The sequence below is a fragment of the Bacillus sp. TH19 genome, assembly GCF_016651075.1.
GTDB classification, from domain to species: domain Bacteria; phylum Bacillota; class Bacilli; order Bacillales; family Bacillaceae_G; genus Bacillus_A; species Bacillus_A mycoides.
Genome location: NZ_JAEKEO010000007.1, coordinates 821,087 through 838,529, shown reverse-complemented (window position 1 = coordinate 838,529; position 17,443 = coordinate 821,087). Strand labels below are relative to the sequence as shown.

At 36.1% G+C, this 17,443-nt stretch carries 19 protein-coding genes, 1 pseudogene and 1 riboswitch; of the genes and pseudogenes, 10 read left to right on the top strand and 10 right to left on the bottom strand.

Features of this window, described 5'->3' with window-relative positions; all coding sequences use genetic code 11:
- Nucleotides 1-11 precede the first annotated feature (11 nt).
- Complete coding sequence (locus JFU54_RS08050; protein WP_016102926.1) at nucleotides 12-1,076, bottom strand: tetraprenyl-beta-curcumene synthase family protein; 1,065 nt, start codon at nucleotides 1,074-1,076, stop codon at nucleotides 12-14.
- Nucleotides 1,077-1,116: 40 nt separating this feature from the next.
- Nucleotides 1,117-1,920: an alpha/beta hydrolase gene (locus tag JFU54_RS08045; protein WP_201064179.1), complete on the bottom strand. Its 804-nt coding sequence runs from the start codon at nucleotides 1,918-1,920 to the stop codon at nucleotides 1,117-1,119.
- A gap of 74 nt (nucleotides 1,921-1,994) precedes the next feature.
- On the opposite strand from JFU54_RS08045, the gene JFU54_RS08040 reads away from it, so the two are divergent.
- The 3 genes from JFU54_RS08040 to JFU54_RS08030 all read left to right on the top strand — a co-directional run bounded on the left by JFU54_RS08040 (nucleotide 1,995) and on the right by JFU54_RS08030 (nucleotide 4,338).
- Entirely contained in the window at nucleotides 1,995-2,507 is a 513-nt protein-coding gene (locus JFU54_RS08040; protein ID WP_002015678.1) for a gamma carbonic anhydrase, read from the top strand.
- 145 nt (nucleotides 2,508-2,652) lie between these two features.
- The gene (locus JFU54_RS08035) at nucleotides 2,653-3,183 is read left to right on the top strand and encodes a phosphatase PAP2 family protein (protein WP_201064177.1); all 531 of its coding nucleotides are present in this window, start codon (nucleotides 2,653-2,655) and stop codon (nucleotides 3,181-3,183) included.
- 12 nt (nucleotides 3,184-3,195) lie between these two features.
- Nucleotides 3,196-4,338, top strand: coding sequence for a glycosyltransferase family 4 protein (locus tag JFU54_RS08030; protein WP_201064175.1), 1,143 nt, complete (start codon nucleotides 3,196-3,198; stop codon nucleotides 4,336-4,338).
- A gap of 282 nt (nucleotides 4,339-4,620) precedes the next feature.
- On the opposite strand, the gene JFU54_RS08025 is transcribed toward JFU54_RS08030, so the two are convergent.
- Both JFU54_RS08025 and JFU54_RS08020 read right to left on the bottom strand, forming a co-directional pair.
- Nucleotides 4,621-5,220, bottom strand: coding sequence for a molybdenum cofactor guanylyltransferase (locus tag JFU54_RS08025; protein ID WP_113734054.1), 600 nt, complete (start codon nucleotides 5,218-5,220; stop codon nucleotides 4,621-4,623).
- Nucleotides 5,217-5,726: a MogA/MoaB family molybdenum cofactor biosynthesis protein gene (locus JFU54_RS08020; protein ID WP_002034407.1), complete on the bottom strand. Its 510-nt coding sequence runs from the start codon at nucleotides 5,724-5,726 to the stop codon at nucleotides 5,217-5,219. The genes JFU54_RS08025 and JFU54_RS08020 overlap by 4 nt, the downstream gene beginning before the upstream one ends.
- Before the next feature lie 238 nt (nucleotides 5,727-5,964).
- Here JFU54_RS08020 and JFU54_RS08015 point away from each other — a divergent pair, with 238 nt between their 5' ends.
- Complete coding sequence (locus JFU54_RS08015; protein WP_002067722.1) at nucleotides 5,965-6,144, top strand: hypothetical protein; 180 nt, start codon at nucleotides 5,965-5,967, stop codon at nucleotides 6,142-6,144.
- 6 nt (nucleotides 6,145-6,150) lie between these two features.
- Nucleotides 6,151-6,333 (top strand): hypothetical protein, encoded by a 183-nt coding sequence (locus JFU54_RS08010; protein ID WP_201064173.1) that lies wholly within the window; start codon nucleotides 6,151-6,153, stop codon nucleotides 6,331-6,333.
- A gap of 115 nt (nucleotides 6,334-6,448) precedes the next feature.
- Here JFU54_RS08010 and metK read toward each other — a convergent pair whose 3' ends face one another.
- Complete coding sequence (metK, locus tag JFU54_RS08005; protein WP_002015707.1) at nucleotides 6,449-7,648, bottom strand: methionine adenosyltransferase; 1,200 nt, start codon at nucleotides 7,646-7,648, stop codon at nucleotides 6,449-6,451.
- A 169-nt stretch (nucleotides 7,649-7,817) separates the two neighbouring features.
- A riboswitch (SAM riboswitch) is annotated at nucleotides 7,818-7,939 on the bottom strand.
- 228 nt (nucleotides 7,940-8,167) lie between these two features.
- On the opposite strand from metK, the gene pckA reads away from it, so the two are divergent.
- Both pckA and JFU54_RS07995 read left to right on the top strand, forming a co-directional pair.
- Nucleotides 8,168-9,754, top strand: a complete 1,587-nt coding sequence (gene pckA, locus JFU54_RS08000; RefSeq protein ID WP_002034448.1) for a phosphoenolpyruvate carboxykinase (ATP) — start codon at nucleotides 8,168-8,170, stop codon at nucleotides 9,752-9,754.
- A gap of 296 nt (nucleotides 9,755-10,050) precedes the next feature.
- Nucleotides 10,051-10,248 carry a hypothetical protein gene (locus JFU54_RS07995; RefSeq protein WP_002089120.1) on the top strand — a complete coding sequence of 66 codons (198 nt, stop codon included), beginning with the start codon at nucleotides 10,051-10,053 and terminating at the stop codon, nucleotides 10,246-10,248.
- Nucleotides 10,249-10,535: 287 nt separating this feature from the next.
- Here the strand turns inward: JFU54_RS07995 and JFU54_RS07990 are convergent, their stop codons facing one another.
- Nucleotides 10,536-10,919, bottom strand: coding sequence for an ATP synthase subunit I (locus JFU54_RS07990; RefSeq protein WP_201064171.1), 384 nt, complete (start codon nucleotides 10,917-10,919; stop codon nucleotides 10,536-10,538).
- A 292-nt stretch (nucleotides 10,920-11,211) separates the two neighbouring features.
- Here JFU54_RS07990 and JFU54_RS07985 point away from each other — a divergent pair, with 292 nt between their 5' ends.
- Nucleotides 11,212-11,433, top strand: coding sequence for a hypothetical protein (locus tag JFU54_RS07985; RefSeq protein ID WP_002015710.1), 222 nt, complete (start codon nucleotides 11,212-11,214; stop codon nucleotides 11,431-11,433).
- Between the two features lie 28 nt (nucleotides 11,434-11,461).
- Here JFU54_RS07985 and JFU54_RS07980 read toward each other — a convergent pair whose 3' ends face one another.
- Both JFU54_RS07980 and JFU54_RS07975 read right to left on the bottom strand, forming a co-directional pair.
- Nucleotides 11,462-12,367: a DMT family transporter gene (locus JFU54_RS07980; protein ID WP_201064169.1), complete on the bottom strand. Its 906-nt coding sequence runs from the start codon at nucleotides 12,365-12,367 to the stop codon at nucleotides 11,462-11,464.
- A 113-nt stretch (nucleotides 12,368-12,480) separates the two neighbouring features.
- A complete protein-coding gene (locus tag JFU54_RS07975) occupies nucleotides 12,481-12,804 on the bottom strand; it encodes an iron-sulfur cluster biosynthesis family protein (RefSeq protein ID WP_002089124.1) in 324 nt (107 codons plus the stop codon).
- Nucleotides 12,805-13,253: 449 nt separating this feature from the next.
- Between JFU54_RS07975 and JFU54_RS07970 the strand changes: the two are divergent.
- Both JFU54_RS07970 and JFU54_RS07965 read left to right on the top strand, forming a co-directional pair.
- Nucleotides 13,254-13,475: pseudogene (locus tag JFU54_RS07970) on the top strand (Nif3-like dinuclear metal center hexameric protein); the annotation flags it as partial.
- Between the two features lie 138 nt (nucleotides 13,476-13,613).
- Nucleotides 13,614-14,603 carry a collagen-like triple helix repeat-containing protein gene (locus JFU54_RS07965; protein WP_201064167.1) on the top strand — a complete coding sequence of 330 codons (990 nt, stop codon included), beginning with the start codon at nucleotides 13,614-13,616 and terminating at the stop codon, nucleotides 14,601-14,603.
- 232 nt (nucleotides 14,604-14,835) lie between these two features.
- On the opposite strand, the gene JFU54_RS07960 is transcribed toward JFU54_RS07965, so the two are convergent.
- Both JFU54_RS07960 and JFU54_RS07955 read right to left on the bottom strand, forming a co-directional pair.
- Nucleotides 14,836-16,053 (bottom strand): ATP-binding protein, encoded by a 1,218-nt coding sequence (locus JFU54_RS07960; protein WP_201064165.1) that lies wholly within the window; start codon nucleotides 16,051-16,053, stop codon nucleotides 14,836-14,838.
- 25 nt (nucleotides 16,054-16,078) lie between these two features.
- The gene (locus JFU54_RS07955; protein WP_201064163.1) at nucleotides 16,079-17,308 is read right to left on the bottom strand and encodes an ATP-binding protein; all 1,230 of its coding nucleotides are present in this window, start codon (nucleotides 17,306-17,308) and stop codon (nucleotides 16,079-16,081) included.
- Nucleotides 17,309-17,443: the final 135 nt, after the last annotated feature.

Genomic DNA, 17,443 nt, shown 5'->3' with positions numbered 1-17,443 from the left:
GGTTTTTTTCATCACTGCGCCATTTTCTTTCGGTACATCTTCCCGTTCCAGTAGAAGAATCGTGAAGTGAGCCCTCCGTATTTTACAATGCGCCGTGCCATTTTGTGCATATTCTTTTGCGCTGATACTTTTTGATCTGATAAATAAATACCAAGTAATCCTCGGCTTATGAGACGATGAAACTTCGCATGAGGCAAATCACCAATGCTCTTCTCTGCTTCTTCTACAAAATGTTTCATACGATCTAATATAGCTTGCTCGTTTTCATAATAACTACAGAAATTCAAATCTCCGCCGATACGGTCTTCTTCTTGATCGATGAAATAATCAAGTAAAATGTGAAGTCCTTGTACGTAAGGGAAGTATCCTTGTCTAATTTTCGCAATATCTTCATCATGTAATTCATCATGAAATGCATATGCTACAAGACAGAAAATTCCAAGCGTAGAACCTGCACATGCTGAAAACTCAAACCAACTCATCTCTGGTAAGTTTTCTTTATGTGCTTCAAACCATGTTTTTAAGCGTGGTTCTCTTTCCTCTAACTTCACGTGTTTATGAATTTGCAAATCACAATAATAACAAGCAAGTTCATGAAGAATTGGAGCAATTTTATCATAATGCTTCGTTTTCTTTAAAACATCCTGACATGTTTCAACAAGCTCATCTAAATAACCACCATCATCTTGATCATCACGATAACGATAATAGTTACCGCCCCCTTCAACTTCAGGGCTTAATGCCATTACCATCGACTCATGAAGAGCCGCAAAGTCTTTCGGGTCAAGTGATGTACTACGATCACATAAATTATCTAAATAGTCGCTAATCGTTTGATAAGCTACGATAAAACGAATACATTCCTCTCGGTGTTCATTTGCTAGTAGCGCTAAAATGCCACCGCCCTCGCAATGAAACGTTTTATTCTCAATACTTGCGATTGCCTGACTATGAAGCTCGTCATTCGGAATATGGTAGGCACGCTCTTTCCACATCGCTAGCTCATGGTGTACTACCGGAAACACATCACGGTATACTTTCGCCATGAGCGTTATGGGATTACTCGGTACGTTCACTTCTTCCTTCATCTCCTCTATTAAATGTACAAATAATAATTTATTTGTTTGTTTCTACTATATTATTGACACGTATTTCAGTAAATGACTGAATATAATTCAAAATTTCATCACGCTCATACTCATTTAATAACTCATGATAACAATTAGGCCACTCCTTATATGCCTTATCACTAATTTTAACATTATCAAACCATGTACGGACACGTGTTTTATCTACAAGTTTATCCTCACACGCCTGCATTAGCAAGAGCGGAACATCTGGAAAATCATCTATTTTCTCATGAGCAATCTCGATAGACTTAATCAATTCACTATACCAACGTACTGATACTTTGCGCAAGAACAATGAATCATTCTCCATCGCATCTCTCACTTCATGATTACGAGTTGACATTTCCACTGTAAGATTCGTTGCAAATTGCAATTTTGGAGCAACGACATTTAATATTTTTGAAGCAGCACGAAGCGAAGCGGAAGGTGCAGCTAATATTCCTAAACAAGGTGAGCTTAGTACAATCCCATCTATGTCCTCTCTTTTCGTTTCTTGCATCATACGAATAACGACAAGTCCTCCCATACTATGACCAAATAAAAAAATAGGCAATCTATATTTCCTTGCTTCTTTCACCCATAACTTTATTTCCTTTATGTATTCATCAAATGAGTCGATATGTCCTCTATTTCTTGAAGTGGTTCCGTGTGCTGGAAGATCGCCCATAACGACGTGATAACCGATATGATTCCACATTTCTGCAACTGCTTCATAACGCCCGTGATATTCCATGGCACCATGTACGATAATAATGACGGCGTTCGCTTCCTCCGCTTCATAGTTCCACATACGAAACTCCCCCATTTCACTCTTTTTCATAATTTGATACACTAAAACTAGTCTCTAGGAAAGGAAGGCTTTACATGATATATCCTTACAAAGAAAAAAATCCAAAAATTGCGAGTAGTGCTTTTATCGCTGACTATGTTACCATTACAGGCGATGTGACAATTGGCGAAGAATCTAGCATTTGGTTTAATACAGTCATCCGCGGTGATGTATCACCAACGATAATTGGAAATAGAGTAAATGTACAAGATCAATGTACACTTCACCAAAGCCCCCAGTATCCTCTTATTTTAGAAGATGACGTTACCGTTGGGCATCAAGTTATTTTACATAGCTGCAAAATTGAAAAAGATGCTTTAATCGGAATGGGATCTATCATATTAGATGGCGCTGAAATTGGTGAAGGAGCTTTCATCGGTGCTGGTAGTCTCGTTTCACAAGGAAAGAAAATCCCTCCTAATACGTTAGCTTTCGGTCGCCCTGCGAAGGTCATTCGCGAATTAACAGAAGAAGACCGTAAAGATATGGAACGTATCCGCACACAATACGTTGAAAAAGGACAATATTATAAATCGTTACAAAAGTGATTTTATCGCTGCCATAAGACTGGCAGCTTTTTTTATGAAAAAATCTAACTTTTTCTTTACAAAACCTTATTATCCCCTCAATAAAATCTTATTAAAATAGAAGTTAATAACTCCATATATATGTAAATGAGGGAGGAAAAATCTCATGAAGGTCAGTGGACTATATAAAATAGAATGTTACATCTTCAAAGGAATTAATCGCTACTTTGATCAAAAAACATTAAATATCTTTTTTAGCAATATTACCCATATCGGTGGTGCAAGTTTTTCCATTGCACTTACCCTATTCTTTTTAATTTTCGCAACAGGGAATTTGCATCAAGCTGCAATTGCAACTGCTATTTCTTTAACAATTAGCCATATTCCTGTGCAAATATTAAAAAGATGGTATCCACGAAAACGCCCTTATTTAACAATTCAGGATGCGAAATATCCAGTTCATCCATTAAAAAATCATTCTTTTCCATCCGGACATACAACGGCTGTTTTCTCTGTCCTCATTCCATTTATTTGCTATAATCCAAACTTGCTTGCTTTTCTATTACCGTTAGCATTATGCGTCGGTATTTCCCGTATTTATTTAGGGCTTCATTATCCGTCAGATGTATTTGTAGGCATGTGCCTTGGCACTTGCTCTGGCATCATCTCTTTTTATCAACTCATTCCACTCATGTAAAGGAGCGATATGATGAGAGTCGCCATTTTTACCGATACATTTACACCACAAGTCAACGGTGTGGCGAAAACTTTGGAACGTTTAACTAAATATTTTCAAAAAGAAAATATCGCCTATTCTGTTTTCGCCCCTCAGCATACGGCAGAAGATAATTTCGTAGCGAATGTGAACAAAATGAGAAGTATCCCGTTAACAGTATTATATCCAGAATGTCGCTTTGCCTTTCCTACTCCGCGCATTAAGCGGGAACTTCTTGCCTTTAAACCTGATATCATTCACATCGCTACGCCTTTCAATATGGGACTTTGTGGGTTATATTATGCCAAAAAGCTAAATATCCCAGTTGTCGGTTCTTATCATACTGATTTTGACGCCTATTTACGTTATTACAAAATCGAATTTCTCTCCAATATGCTATGGAACTATTTAAGGTGGTTTCATAGTCATATGCAAAAAAACTTTGTTCCTTCCCCTGAAACATTACATCAATTAAAGAAAAAAGGATTTCAACAGCTCTATATTTGGGGACGTGGTGTAGATTGTACTCTCTTTCATCCAACTTACAATAAAGACCTATTCCGAAAAAAATATAATATTACAACGAAATATATTCTTTCCTACGTCGGACGCCTTGCTCCTGAAAAAGATATCGATACTCTTCAAACACTTATTCAAACGACAAACAAAGAACGTGACGATATTCATTGGCTCATCGCTGGAGATGGACCTCTTGCCAAGGGCCTGCATGAAAATGTTCCAAAAACAAATGTAACCTTTACTGGATATTTACAAGGTAAAGATTTAGCTGAAGTCTATGCTTCCTCCCATCTAATGGTATTTCCATCTACTACTGAAACATTTGGGAACGTCGTGCTGGAGTCACTCGCATGTGGTACACCTGTTATTGGTGCGAATAGTGGCGGGGTTAAAAATATTATTACAGATGGAAAAACGGGAATTCTTTGTCCACCAAAAGATATAGATTCCTTTCTATCCTCCATCAATTCTTTATTGCAAAATGAAGATCAACTTATGCAAATGGGCATAGCAGCTTCGTCTTATGCTAAATCAAAAAGCTGGGATGAGATCCTTCGTGGCTTACTTGACCAATATGCAGAAGTCCTTCAGCACACTGCATCAGAATTACTCGCTTAAACAGAAAAACTCCCTTCCAAAAAACGAAGGGAGTTTATTACACAGTTATAAATTTTAGTTTAATAAATGATACATAAGGTGAAATATCATTTTATTCCTATATTCATTATAACAAAAAGATACATAACTAAACAGACTTGTAATAAAAACCCATAAAAATTAATATATGGTTATACAGTGTTTTTTACTGTATGGTGATTTTAAAAAATCCCGTTAAAATCAACTTACTCACATACCTTTATACAGCAATTGTTCCCCAATTTCTGTATATCAAAAAACCTTTCATTCATTTGAAAGGTCTTTTTGAGCCTGCACATATTCTTCTTTCGTATTCACATTTATAAACCAATCTACATTCGCCTGTACATCTTCACCAGCAATATATTTCACATTACATTGTGATAAAAGCTGGCCCATACTTCTTTTTTCTTCTTGAAGCAAAGCATAAATCTTTTCTTTCACGCGGTTATTATACGCTGCAAGTAACGGTTGTTTTCTTCCATTAATAATAGGGACAACAGCATCATATTCATCGCTCGTTTGCTCTAATAAAATGGTAATCCATTCATTTGAAACGTTCGGTGCATCACAAGGCATGATAATATACCAATCTGAATCTATGTATTCCATTCCTGACACTATTCCAGCAAGTGGCCCATTTCCTTTATAGTGCGACATATCTTCTATAACTGGAACTTGTACTAATTGCTCTACTCTCTCTTTTATATCAGTATGACTAATAACAACAACATCTTGCAAAATACTTTCCATTACTTGCACAATATGCTCAACAAAAGTAGTTCCCTTCCAAATCGCCAATGCTTTCGGTTCTCCGAAACGACTAGACTGTCCGCCAGCTAATACAATTCCTGCAATTTTCATTGACGATGCAACTCAAATGTAATATGACCTAATTCCGGTAAAATTAACTTGTTCATCGCAAGACGAACCGCTCCGCTAGACCCTGGCATCGAAAAGACAACTTTACGCCCGATTGTACCACCGATTGCTCTACTTAACATCGCACTACTTCCGATATCTTCTAAGTAACTTATCATACGGAACAACTCACCAAATCCAACAATTTCTTTATCTAATAACACTGACACTGCCTCAATCGTTACATCACGTTTCGTAATACCAGTTCCGCCATTCGTTAACACGACATCAACGTCTTCCCTATGATAACCTGCTAACACTGCTTGCTGGATACTTTCTTTATCATCTTTCACAATTTCATAAGAGGTCACTTTATGTCCTGCTTCTTTTAATAATTCATGTAATAGTTGTCCGCTCTTATCCGTCTCTTCCGTACGTGTATCGGAAATCGTCACGATTTTGCAGCGCACTTCTTTTGGAGCTTGTTTTTTATGTTCAGTTACACTCATTTTTCATCTTTCCTTTCCTAAAGACTTTTCTTCATTTTATCATACATATCTTTACACAATTATGTATGAAGCCAATGATGCACCGTGATACAATATAAGTATATACGACCACAAAAAGGAAAATATACTTTCTTATACGCCTGGACTACACACCATTAGCTACTCTTTAAGTCCCCTTATATTTTCTACATAGTAGATTTCATTTTAAATTACAAAATAATTTGGAGGTTCACTCACTATGGAACTATACAAAAAATTAACAACAACATTCATCCTCTTATTTGTTGCTTCCATCACTGTCGGTTTTTCTCTAAAAGGAGCAATTCCATACGCTACATTAGTGAGTATTATATTCGCAACGCTATTTTTACTGAGCAGTGCTTTTTGCGCAGGAAAAGCACGCCAACTGAAAGGGTGACCGTCTATGTTCCATAAGAAACCAATCCTTTGTAAATCATGTGAAAAGGAAATACAAACGTATGAAAAAGCGTGGATTCATATGCCATTTCCGGCAAGTGGTATGACAAATATGAAGAAGTATATTGAGCTAGACGGGGAAGTTTATTGTAGTTCTTGCATTCAAGTAGTAAATAAAGTGAAACTTTAATCAGTGGGGATTTTGTTCTTCCCCACTGATTATTAGTTAAACCAATCGGGCTTTTACGGGATAAAACCAAATAAAAAAAGCTTTGCGCACACAGCGCAAAGCTTTTTTTCATATATTATAGACCAGCTTGCTCTTTTAAAGTAGCTGCTTTGTCTGTACGTTCCCATGTAAGATCTACATCAGTACGCCCGAAGTGGCCGTAAGCTGCTGTTTGTTTGTAAATTGGGCGACGTAAGTCTAGCATTTTAATAATACCAGCTGGGCGAAGATCGAAGTTGTTACGAACTAGTTCTACTAATACGTCTTCAGATACTTTACCAGTGCCTAATGTATCAACTGAAATTGATACTGGTTGTGCTACGCCAATTGCGTATGCAAGTTGTACTTCTGCTTTGTCAGCAAGACCAGCTGCTACGATGTTTTTCGCAACATAACGAGCTGCATATGCTGCAGAACGGTCAACTTTCGTTGCATCTTTACCAGAGAATGCACCACCGCCATGGCGAGCGTATCCACCGTAAGTATCAACGATGATTTTACGTCCTGTTAAACCAGCATCACCTTGTGGTCCACCAATTACGAAGCGGCCAGTTGGGTTAATGAAGAATTTCGTTTCTCCATCCATTAATTCTGCTGGAACTACAGCTTTAATTACGTGCTCTTTTAAATCGCGATCGATTTCTTCCCACGTAACATCTGGATGATGTTGTGTAGAAATTACAATTGTATCCACACGTACAGGTTTACCATTTTCATCATACTCAACTGTAACTTGCGTTTTTCCATCTGGACGTAAGTATGATAATGTGTCATCTTTACGTACTTCAGTTAAACGACGAGCTAATTTGTGAGCAAGCGAGATTGGAAGTGGCATTAATTCTTGTGTTTCATTACATGCGAAGCCAAACATTAAACCTTGGTCTCCCGCACCAATTGCCTCAATCTCAGCGTCAGTCATTTGACCTTCGCGTGCTTCTAGTGCTTGGTCAACACCCATAGCGATGTCAGCAGATTGCTCATCGATAGATGTTAAAACTGCACAAGTTTCTGCATCGAATCCGTATTTTGCGCGTGTGTAACCAATGCCTTGAATTGTTTCACGAACGATTTTTGGAATATCTACGTAAGTAGAAGTCGTAATTTCCCCCGCTACCAATACTAAACCAGTTGTTACAGTTGTTTCACAAGCTACACGTGCATTTGCGTCCTTTGCTAAGATCGCATCTAAAATTGAATCAGAAATTTGGTCACAAATTTTATCTGGATGTCCTTCAGTTACAGACTCAGATGTGAACAGATGACGTTTTTTTGTCATGTGGTAAACCTCCCTACAGTAATTGTATATATTGTACGGAACTCATCCTTAATTTGCCACAAACTGCGACATACATTTATTCTCCCACACAAGCATACAGAAAAACCTTTCCTACTTAACATAGAGGAAAGGTTTAATTTGCTACTTGCATACTGCTTTTTGCCCTTTGCTCTTATCGTTCGAGACCGTTAGCCTCGCACAGGTTTTAGCACCTATTCACCTGTATTTACCACTACAAATGAGGTTGCTGGGCTTCATCGGGCCTGTCCCTCCGCCAGCTCGGGATAAGAGAGTATCCGTCCCAACCTATACTAAAGAAATGATATTCATTTGTCAATTAATATTCACATTTTCCTGAAAGTTTTTCTCAATACCCATAGAATGAAATATTAATAGGGAAATGATACATTCACACAAACAAAAATAAATAAATAGTATACATTATTTATATAATTGTGTTATACTATTGATGGGGATTACGAGAAATATTTCATTAAATGAAAAGGATGGTATATAAATATGAGTACTGTGAATGTCCAAATTGGTTTACATGAATTATTGAACGGAAGCAATGCACAGATTCAATTAAGTGTTCCGCAATTAGTGGAAAAAGTATTAATGCGAAACGAAGGGAAATTAACTTCTACTGGTGCCGTTTCTGCTTCAACAGGAAAATACACAGGACGTTCTCCTAAGGATAAATTTATTGTGAAGGAAGCATCGGTTGCTGACAAAATTGCTTGGGGAGCCGTGAACCAACCGATCTCTGAAGAACATTTTAATAAATTATATATAAAAGTTTTAGAATACTTAAAAGAAAAAGAAGAGTTATTCATCTTCAAAGGATTTGCTGGCGCTGATCGCAACTATCGCCTACCAATTCAAGTAGTTAACGAATATGCATGGCATAATTTGTTCGTACATCAATTATTTATTCGTCCAAATGAAGAAGAATTAGCAACTCACGAATCAGAGTTCACAATTGTTTCTGCACCAAACTTCAAAGCAGATCCAGCAATTGACGGTACAAATTCTGAAGCATTCATTATGGTTTCATTCGAAAAACGTATCGTACTAATCGGTGGTACAGAATACGCTGGAGAGATGAAAAAATCAATCTTCTCTATTATGAACTTCTTACTACCTGAACAAGACATTCTTTCTATGCACTGCTCTTCAAACGTAGGCGAAGAAGGCGACGTAGCACTATTCTTCGGTTTATCTGGAACAGGCAAAACAACATTATCTGCTGATCCAAACCGTAAATTAATCGGTGACGATGAGCACGGTTGGTCTGATAACGGCGTATTCAATATTGAAGGCGGTTGCTATGCAAAATGTGTAAACCTTTCTCATGAGAAAGAACCACAAATCTTCGATGCAATCAAATTTGGTTCAGTTTTAGAAAACGTTGTCATTGATGGTCAAACACGCATCGCTGACTATAACGATACTACTTTAACAGAAAATACACGTGCTGCATACCCTATGCATGCGATTGACAATATCGTACTGCCAAGTGTTGCAGGACATCCAAATACAATTATTTTCTTAACTGCTGATGCATCTGGCGTATTGCCTCCAATCAGTAAGTTATCAAAAGAACAAGCTATGTACCATTTCTTAAGCGGTTACACTAGTAAGCTAGCAGGAACAGAGCGCGGTGTTACATCTCCGCAAGCTACATTCTCTACTTGCTTCGGTTCACCGTTCTTACCGCTTGATGCATCTCGTTATGCTGAAATGCTTGGTGAAAAAATCGAGAAACATGATGCGAAAGTATTCTTAGTAAACACTGGCTGGACTGGTGGCGAATACGGCGTTGGTAAACGTATGAACTTAGGTTACACTCGTGCAATGATTCAAGCAGCACTAAGCGGTGAACTTGCTAAAGCTGAAACTGCAAAACACGACATCTTTGGCCTTGAAGTACCTCGTCATGTTCCAGGTGTACCTGATGAAGTATTAATGCCTGAACAAACTTGGGCTGATAAAGATGCTTACAAAGTGAAAGCAATTGAGCTTGCAAACGAATTTAAAGAAAACTTCAAAAAATTCGATAGCGTTTCTGAAGCTATTATTAACTTAGGCGGTCCAATCGCTTAATTACAAATTTTCTGTTGGAATAACCCTTTTACTCATATGAATAAGTGTCGTGTAACCGTAAAGTTCCGCGTACTCACCGACAAAACCCAATGCGGCTTAACGGTTACACACACTTACATAAAAAAGAAGCTTACGTTAAAAACGTAAGCTTCTTTCTATATCTTATATAAAGTGAAACTTTAATCTCTTCATCTATTGCATACCAATACCCATAAACTTACAGGAAATTCATTTTATAATCATTCGTTTGTAGTTTCCTATGATATATTTTACATATAAAGGAAAGGGTGAGACCCATGAAAAATTTTTCTCGTACAGGAAAAATTTTATTCAGTTATGGAGCGATTCAAATGTTTTGGGGACTTGTAATGCTTAACGTTAATTTATTTGAGCATACAAGTGAAACGATAAAATACATTATTCTAATTACCGGAATAGTTTGTTGTATTGTATCCAACTTTTTTAAAGAACCTAAGAGTCATACTACTAAGTGATTTCATATTAACTTATTGGAAGCGGAAACCTATATTTTATACAAAGTTACGCTTCCTGTTGTACTATCCATCGCCGGATCCCTTATTCCAGAGTAAGCCAATTTCCAATTTAAATAACCAGATTTTCATATATACAAATTACGGCTTCGAACATATAAATTATATTCCTGCTCACTACCTCGCTCTGGTTTCACACCGCATGGGGCTAAAAAAGGCTCTGACCGCTTCTATCCACCGCTGGATCCTCTATTCCATCTAAAAAGAGGCTTTTCATCTTTTTATCTTTTTCAGCCCTTCGGTAATTCTTCCTCATCCTTCATACTATAATACCCTAAATTAATAACGATTAAGAAATAACCACCCAGAATACCTACTGCAAATGCCCACATTACCATATGATGCTCAATTTCGTACATGATAATAGCACCCAAAATTGCAGCTGCAAAGCGATTAAACATACCAAGCGTCGGCGCTTTCGTCTTCTTTACTATACTATCTCCAAGCTTTTCGATACGCCTTCCTAAAATCCAAACACAATACATGCTTACAATAAGTCCAATTCCTGCACCTAGAAAATGTGCTGAAAACGGTGTTAACATCCAGCCTAATAACAGAATACCTAGTAGATAATATGATTGAACTTTAAACGATTTTAATGACAAACTAATCATGCTGTACTCCCCTTCAATGTTTTTTCTATTTATCCAACAAAAGCTGTATAACTCATTTCTTTCGAGTCCATACTACTTAAAATCTATTTCATTCAAATTAAAAACAACATAGACGGTATGTTTATGTTGTTAAAATGCTTTTAGGAAATAATATTATACAAGATTTCTAATATAGAATCCCTCATAAATGTGACGTTTTTCAAAACATTTTCGTCCAATTATGAAAAAATTGATATCAATCTATGAACATACGGATATGATGTAATAAGCACATAATTAAAGGGGGCGTCTAATGATTTATTTTTTAATGGCTCTCATTCATCTCATTGTTCCTGCACTTATTGGACTTTCATTATATTGGTACATGAAAAAACATAGTATTTTCTATGCTGTCCTCGGTGTTCTTCTTCCAGGAATTATTCTAATTACACTCTTCCGCATTCCTTTTCTTAATTTAATCCCACTTATCACTGCCATTTTATTCCTCGTATTTTTACCAAAAATAAAAAAATAGGAAAGCAGATCATAGGTGATCTGTTTTCCTATTTTGATATAGGTTCTTGCACGATAGAATTAGCTTCTACTTTCTCTGATTTCACAAACCATAAACCGAAGAAAATGATGATTCCACCAATAATTTGCTGTAATGAAATATATTCTTTTGCCCATATAGCTGCAAATAAAACCGCTACAAGCGGTGTAATATACATATATACCATCGTGTGCGACGCACCTATTTTTTGTACACCAACATACCACATGACTAAACCGAATACTGTTACAAAGAAAACAGAATATAGTAAAGCAAATAGTGTCATTCCGTGTGTAATGTGAAATGGCATGACAAATACATGTGGACCACTTAACAATAAGAGCGGAATCGCTCCAACTAATGTCGACCATGCAGTAACACGTAATGCTGAGTATTTTTTAATAAGCGGCCCTGCTAAAACGGGATAAAGTCCCCAACATATTGATGTAATAAGTCCAATCCCATTTCCGTAGAAAGAACTAGCGAGTGAATGCCCCGCTACTAAAACTAATGTAGCACCAACAAAGGCAATCATGGAACCAACTAACTTTCGAGAAGAAAATTTTTCTTGTTTCAAGAAAATCGCAAATAAAGTTGTAAAAATAGGTGAAATAGAAATGAGTAACGAAGCATTTGTAGCGGATGTATATTTAACAGTCTCCATAAATAGCGTTTGATACAGTACAATACCTACCGTGCTAACAATGATTAATCTTGGTATATCTTTTCGCTCCATATAAAGTGACTTTTCGATAAAGAACGTAAGTAATAACAGTAGTGGTGCTGCTGTCATCATTCGAACTGCAGTAAACTCAATTGCTGTAAATTCTAAAAGTCCATATTTCGCAATCGTATAGTTAATCCCCCAAATAATAACGACACTTAAAATTAATAACTCAATTCCCCATCTTTTCATGCACAACCCCCTCCGCAAAGAGAATTATACAGAAAATTCAACTATATGTACATTTCATTATGTGAAAAAATCTATAAGAAAAAGGAGCATATTATATACTCCTTCTTTCTTCATTATACTCGAACATGTAACTTCATATTCGGATTATAAAACTGGCTTGGGCTCTTCAGCTGGAAAGTCCCTCCAACTTCATGCCAATCAACTGTTAATTTATCATCCATAAATACAAGCTTTGTACGATCTGCAATAAAGTTTAGTACGCTTGATTCGATATCTACATCGCGCTCATCTTTCTCTGAAACGGCTACTAAATCAATAATCCCGCTCATAACACAACCGCAACCTTCATTATCATAAAATAACTTTATATATTTCGTTTCACTTGGAATCGTATCCATAATCTTTTTATATGCTGCCTCTGTTACAGTAACGTACATGTGTTAACCTACATCCTCTCTTCTCGTATCATTTATATATTGTACCACCATTTTTCTTGGATTTTATATGCAGAAAATTAAGACTACTATAAAATATATGTGATAAAGTGAAACTTTAATCAGGGGGTATCCATCCCCCTCTGATTATTAGCCCTCGCCAATCAGGCTTTTACGGGCAGTTAATGCGTGGGAGGTTGTATCACTGATGTTCAAACTACAGCGATATCTCATTTTCTTAGGTCTATTAGGTAGCTTTTTTATTTCTAGCGGAATGGTATTACAACATATACTTCCCTATTCTCCTTCTATTGGCTGGATTCTAGGTTTTATTTGTTTCCTATCCGCTTCTTATTTTTCCATAAAAAACAAAAACAACTAACAAAGTAAGAACTATCTTAAGGAGGATTACCAAACATGCCAGCCTTAAAAGAAATAGAACAATAACTTAATCATTTATTACAGGAGAAATCCATTGCCATATCGACAATGATTATGGTAGGCATAAATACTCACTCATTATGGATTATGCGAAAGAAACAAATATGTCACTCATCGGTGTGTCACACTCTGCCCCTGAATATTTAGTGAAAGAGACATTGATGTATGATTGGTTTAAAGAGAATTTTGATGTAGATGTTACTTTGATTCCGCAGGAGACCTGGTCGTTATAAAACTAATAACACCTCCCCTATTTTTAAAATCTATATACACAATACGATCGACCACACAAAAATATAGAATCTACAATATATATATAGTAGTTCTACTTTTAAAACTAGATTTTCAAAAATATAGAAAGGAGATAATATATGTACCAACGCAATTGCTTTAGTTGTGACGGTAGACGCAACAGCGGTTCTATTAGTAGCACTGGACCTACTGGCGCTACTGGACCCACTGGTGCTACTGGACCTACTGGTGCTACTGGACCTACTGGCAATGCCGGGCCTACCGGGGCCGGTTTGCAAAGTACTACCGCTTTTAGTCTAGCAGCCGCTCCTAACTATAAAACGGGACAAGTTGTCACTTACACGAGTAGCGGCTATGTTGTAAAAAAAGATGCACCTCAAGGATTTCCGAATGTGTCTCAAGATTATATCGTATTGGTAGAAGGTGGTCCTACTGGTTCTACCGGAACTACCGGTGCTACTGGTTCTACCGGTTCTACTGGTGCCACTGGTTCTACCGGTTCTACTGGAGTCACTGGTTCTACCGGAGCTACCGGAACTACTGGTTCTACCGGTACTACTGGTGCCACTGGTTCTAGCGGAGCTACTGGAGTCACTGGTTCTACCGGAACTACTGGACCTGCTGGTAGTTCAACAGCGAAAAGTATTGTTTTTCAAGGGACGAACGCTGGGTTTCAACGTATAGCAGGTTCTCCAGGAATTGATTCTAACGTTATTCCATATGTAACTGCTGGAGCTGGAAATATAGTTGGTTTTGCTACATCTATAAATATTAATAACTTACCCGCTGCTGTTTATACGATTGATATTTGCAGGAATGTCCCAACAAACCTCTCTGTCCCTACCTCTAGTTACATCCTATCCACTATTACTTTAACTACTACAGATAAAATTACGGGAACTATGACATTTTCAATTAAACCTACGGATATTGGCTCTAGACAACCTCAAGTGTATAACCCTACTCCAGCACCTGGACCTGCCACTGTAACTTGGACTAGTATTACAACCGGAAACCCTGTTTCGAGGGGGGATGCGATATCTCTTTATATTGCCCCCGGGATTACGGCAAGTGCTGTATATTCTATTTTTCTAATCACTGATATATAGCCCACACTTACAAATCGTTCATTTCACAAAAACCTCGCTACCGAGGCAAAAAAATTACAAATAAATGAAAACAAATAACAGACAAATTCATTATATACTCTCGCTTTAAAACACCCATATTTTGGATTGTGAATTTGTACAGTTTGTCAATGTTGTAAACATCCCCTCTACAATGAAAAGGGGAATCACTCTCAAGAAAGTGATTTCCCCTTTTTAAAATTTCCCACTATAATTAAATCGGTAACATAATCTCAACGGTCGTTCCAACTCCAACTTCACTTTCAAAGTTCAATTTACCGTGGTGATCTTTAATAATTTTTTCCGTAACTACTAATCCTAAGCCTGTTCCAGTTTCTTTCGTTGTGTAAAAAGCTTCATTTAGCTTCGGAATTTTATCTTTCGGAATGCCGCATCCCTCATCTATAATTTGAACAATGATCACATCTTCCACTATAACTTTTATAGTAATAGTTCCGCCAACTGACATTGCTTCAATCGCATTTTTTATTAAATTAAAAAATACTTGTTTCAATCGTTTTTCCTCACATGTAATTGATGGTATATCTTTACTATAAATAGCATGCATTTTTATCCCTTGTTCTAAAGCTGGCTTTTCCATAACCCTGATAACATAAGAGATGATTTCTTTAATATTATGCGTTTCGGATTCTACCGATTTAGATTTCTCAAACCCATTTAGTTCTGTAGCAATTGTATAAATTCGCTCTACTTCCTGTCTCATAATTTCACTATAAATCTTATCTTCTGGATATTTTTTCGCTTGCTTATTCACAAGTTTTTTCAATTTTTCTAACGGTCGTCTAATCTTATCACCAATTACTGTCGCCATTTTTCCAACCATCGCTAATTTTTCTACATTTTGTATTTCTTTATCCATCATTTCAAGTGTACGAACGTAAGATTGGAATCTTAAAAATATAATCCAACATATAATAACAAACACGCTATATAATGCTATTGGGATAAGAACGATAAAGGATTGAACAACGAATCCCATAAGTGCATATTTTCCAACAATAGTTCCGGCAACTAACCAAAAGTACCTCTTATTCACAAATATCGGTGCAAATAAAATAAAGAATCCTTCTACTATATTCCCGCCATCAAATTCCGCATCACTTCCGTAATAAATAATGAAGTTATTAATAAAATCCAATATATTATAGCCAATTAAAATAATATACTTCACAATATACGGCTTTTTCCATTTCATAAAATAAAGTCCTATAAAGAATAATCCAACCATCAAACTATATAGCCATAAACCTAATCCTTCTCCAAAAGCATCTGCTAGTTTTTGATTTTTATCTGATAAAAGGACAATAACTTTTTCAGCAAAATCATACGCAAAAAATATAACGAAGAATAAGCTTAAAAATATTATTAATGCCTTTATCTCTTCTTTTTCAAATATATTTCCTTTTTCCATATGATAACTCCTTTAACAACACCTCTTAATCTTGTGACACATTGTGCTCACATTTTTTCGGGAGCAGTATTTCTACTCTCGTTCCTTTCTTTACTTCACTAGAAATGTGTAATTCTCCAAGATGCTCTGTCATAATTCGCTCTGCTACCGTAAGACCTAATCCAATTCTATCTTGCTTCGTTGTATAAAAAGCATCCTTAACTCGTCCTAAATTATCCTTTTTTATCCCAAAACCACTATCTACTATACTTACTATTACATAATCTCTTTTTTTATTTTCAACTTGTATTTTTAATGTTCCGCCATGTTCCATTGCCTCTAAAGCATTTTTAATAACATACAAAAATACTCCTTTTAATTTGCGTTTATCACATTCAATTTCACTTCTATTTTGTTCTTCATTAAAGGTGCAATTTATATTTAACTCGTTCATTTTTCCGCGCATGTTTTCTACCGCTTGTACTAAAACATCACTTACAATGTGTTTTTCATAAACAGAAGGTTTACATGTAGCAACCTCCATTAATTCACTAATCATATTATTCATATTTTCGATTTCGAGAATCATTTGTTCATATGTTGCATCTTTTTCGTGTTTCTCTTTTTGTAATTGCGTAAACCCTTTTAATGAAGCAAGTGGGTTTTTAATTTCATGTCCGACTGTCGCTGCCATTTTTCCGATAACCGCCAATTTTTGTGACTGACTTGCCTCTGCAATACGTCCCTTTACTGCTGAAAGATATTGTAAAAATCGATTTAAAATAATAAATGACACGAAAAGTAACACCATATTTATAACAAGAGACATAAACAGGTTAAGTTCTCCAAATACAAATAGGTATATCATATATTTCCCTATAAGGAATGGCGCTAAGACAAATAAATATCTTTTACTCAAAAAGATCGGTACGAAGAAAATAAAAATATATTCAATTACATTCCCTTCATCAAATGCTATTCTATTATGAAAAGCATACCATCCAATATTAAAAGTCTCTGCGATCATGTATGCAAATAAATATGTATATTTAACTAAATATGCTTTTTCTCTCTCAAATAAGTAAACACTAATACCTAATATAGCCATAATATATGCAAGCTTCCATATCCCTTTATGCCAATTTCCTAAAGGCATTGTATCTTCTAATATAATCGCGTATGCAACCTCGTATACAATTAAAATAACATGTATTACCCATAAGAAAATCTTAGCGTTTTTCTTTTCTTCTTTAGCTGATAGAAAACTCTCTTCCACTTCAACACCCCTTCAAAAGAATACCATTTATTATAATAAATGATTTTCATAGACAAACAAAGATAAATTGAACAAATGAGGAAAATCAATCCATAGATAATATACTTCCCCACACCATATGTAAGCATAAAAACC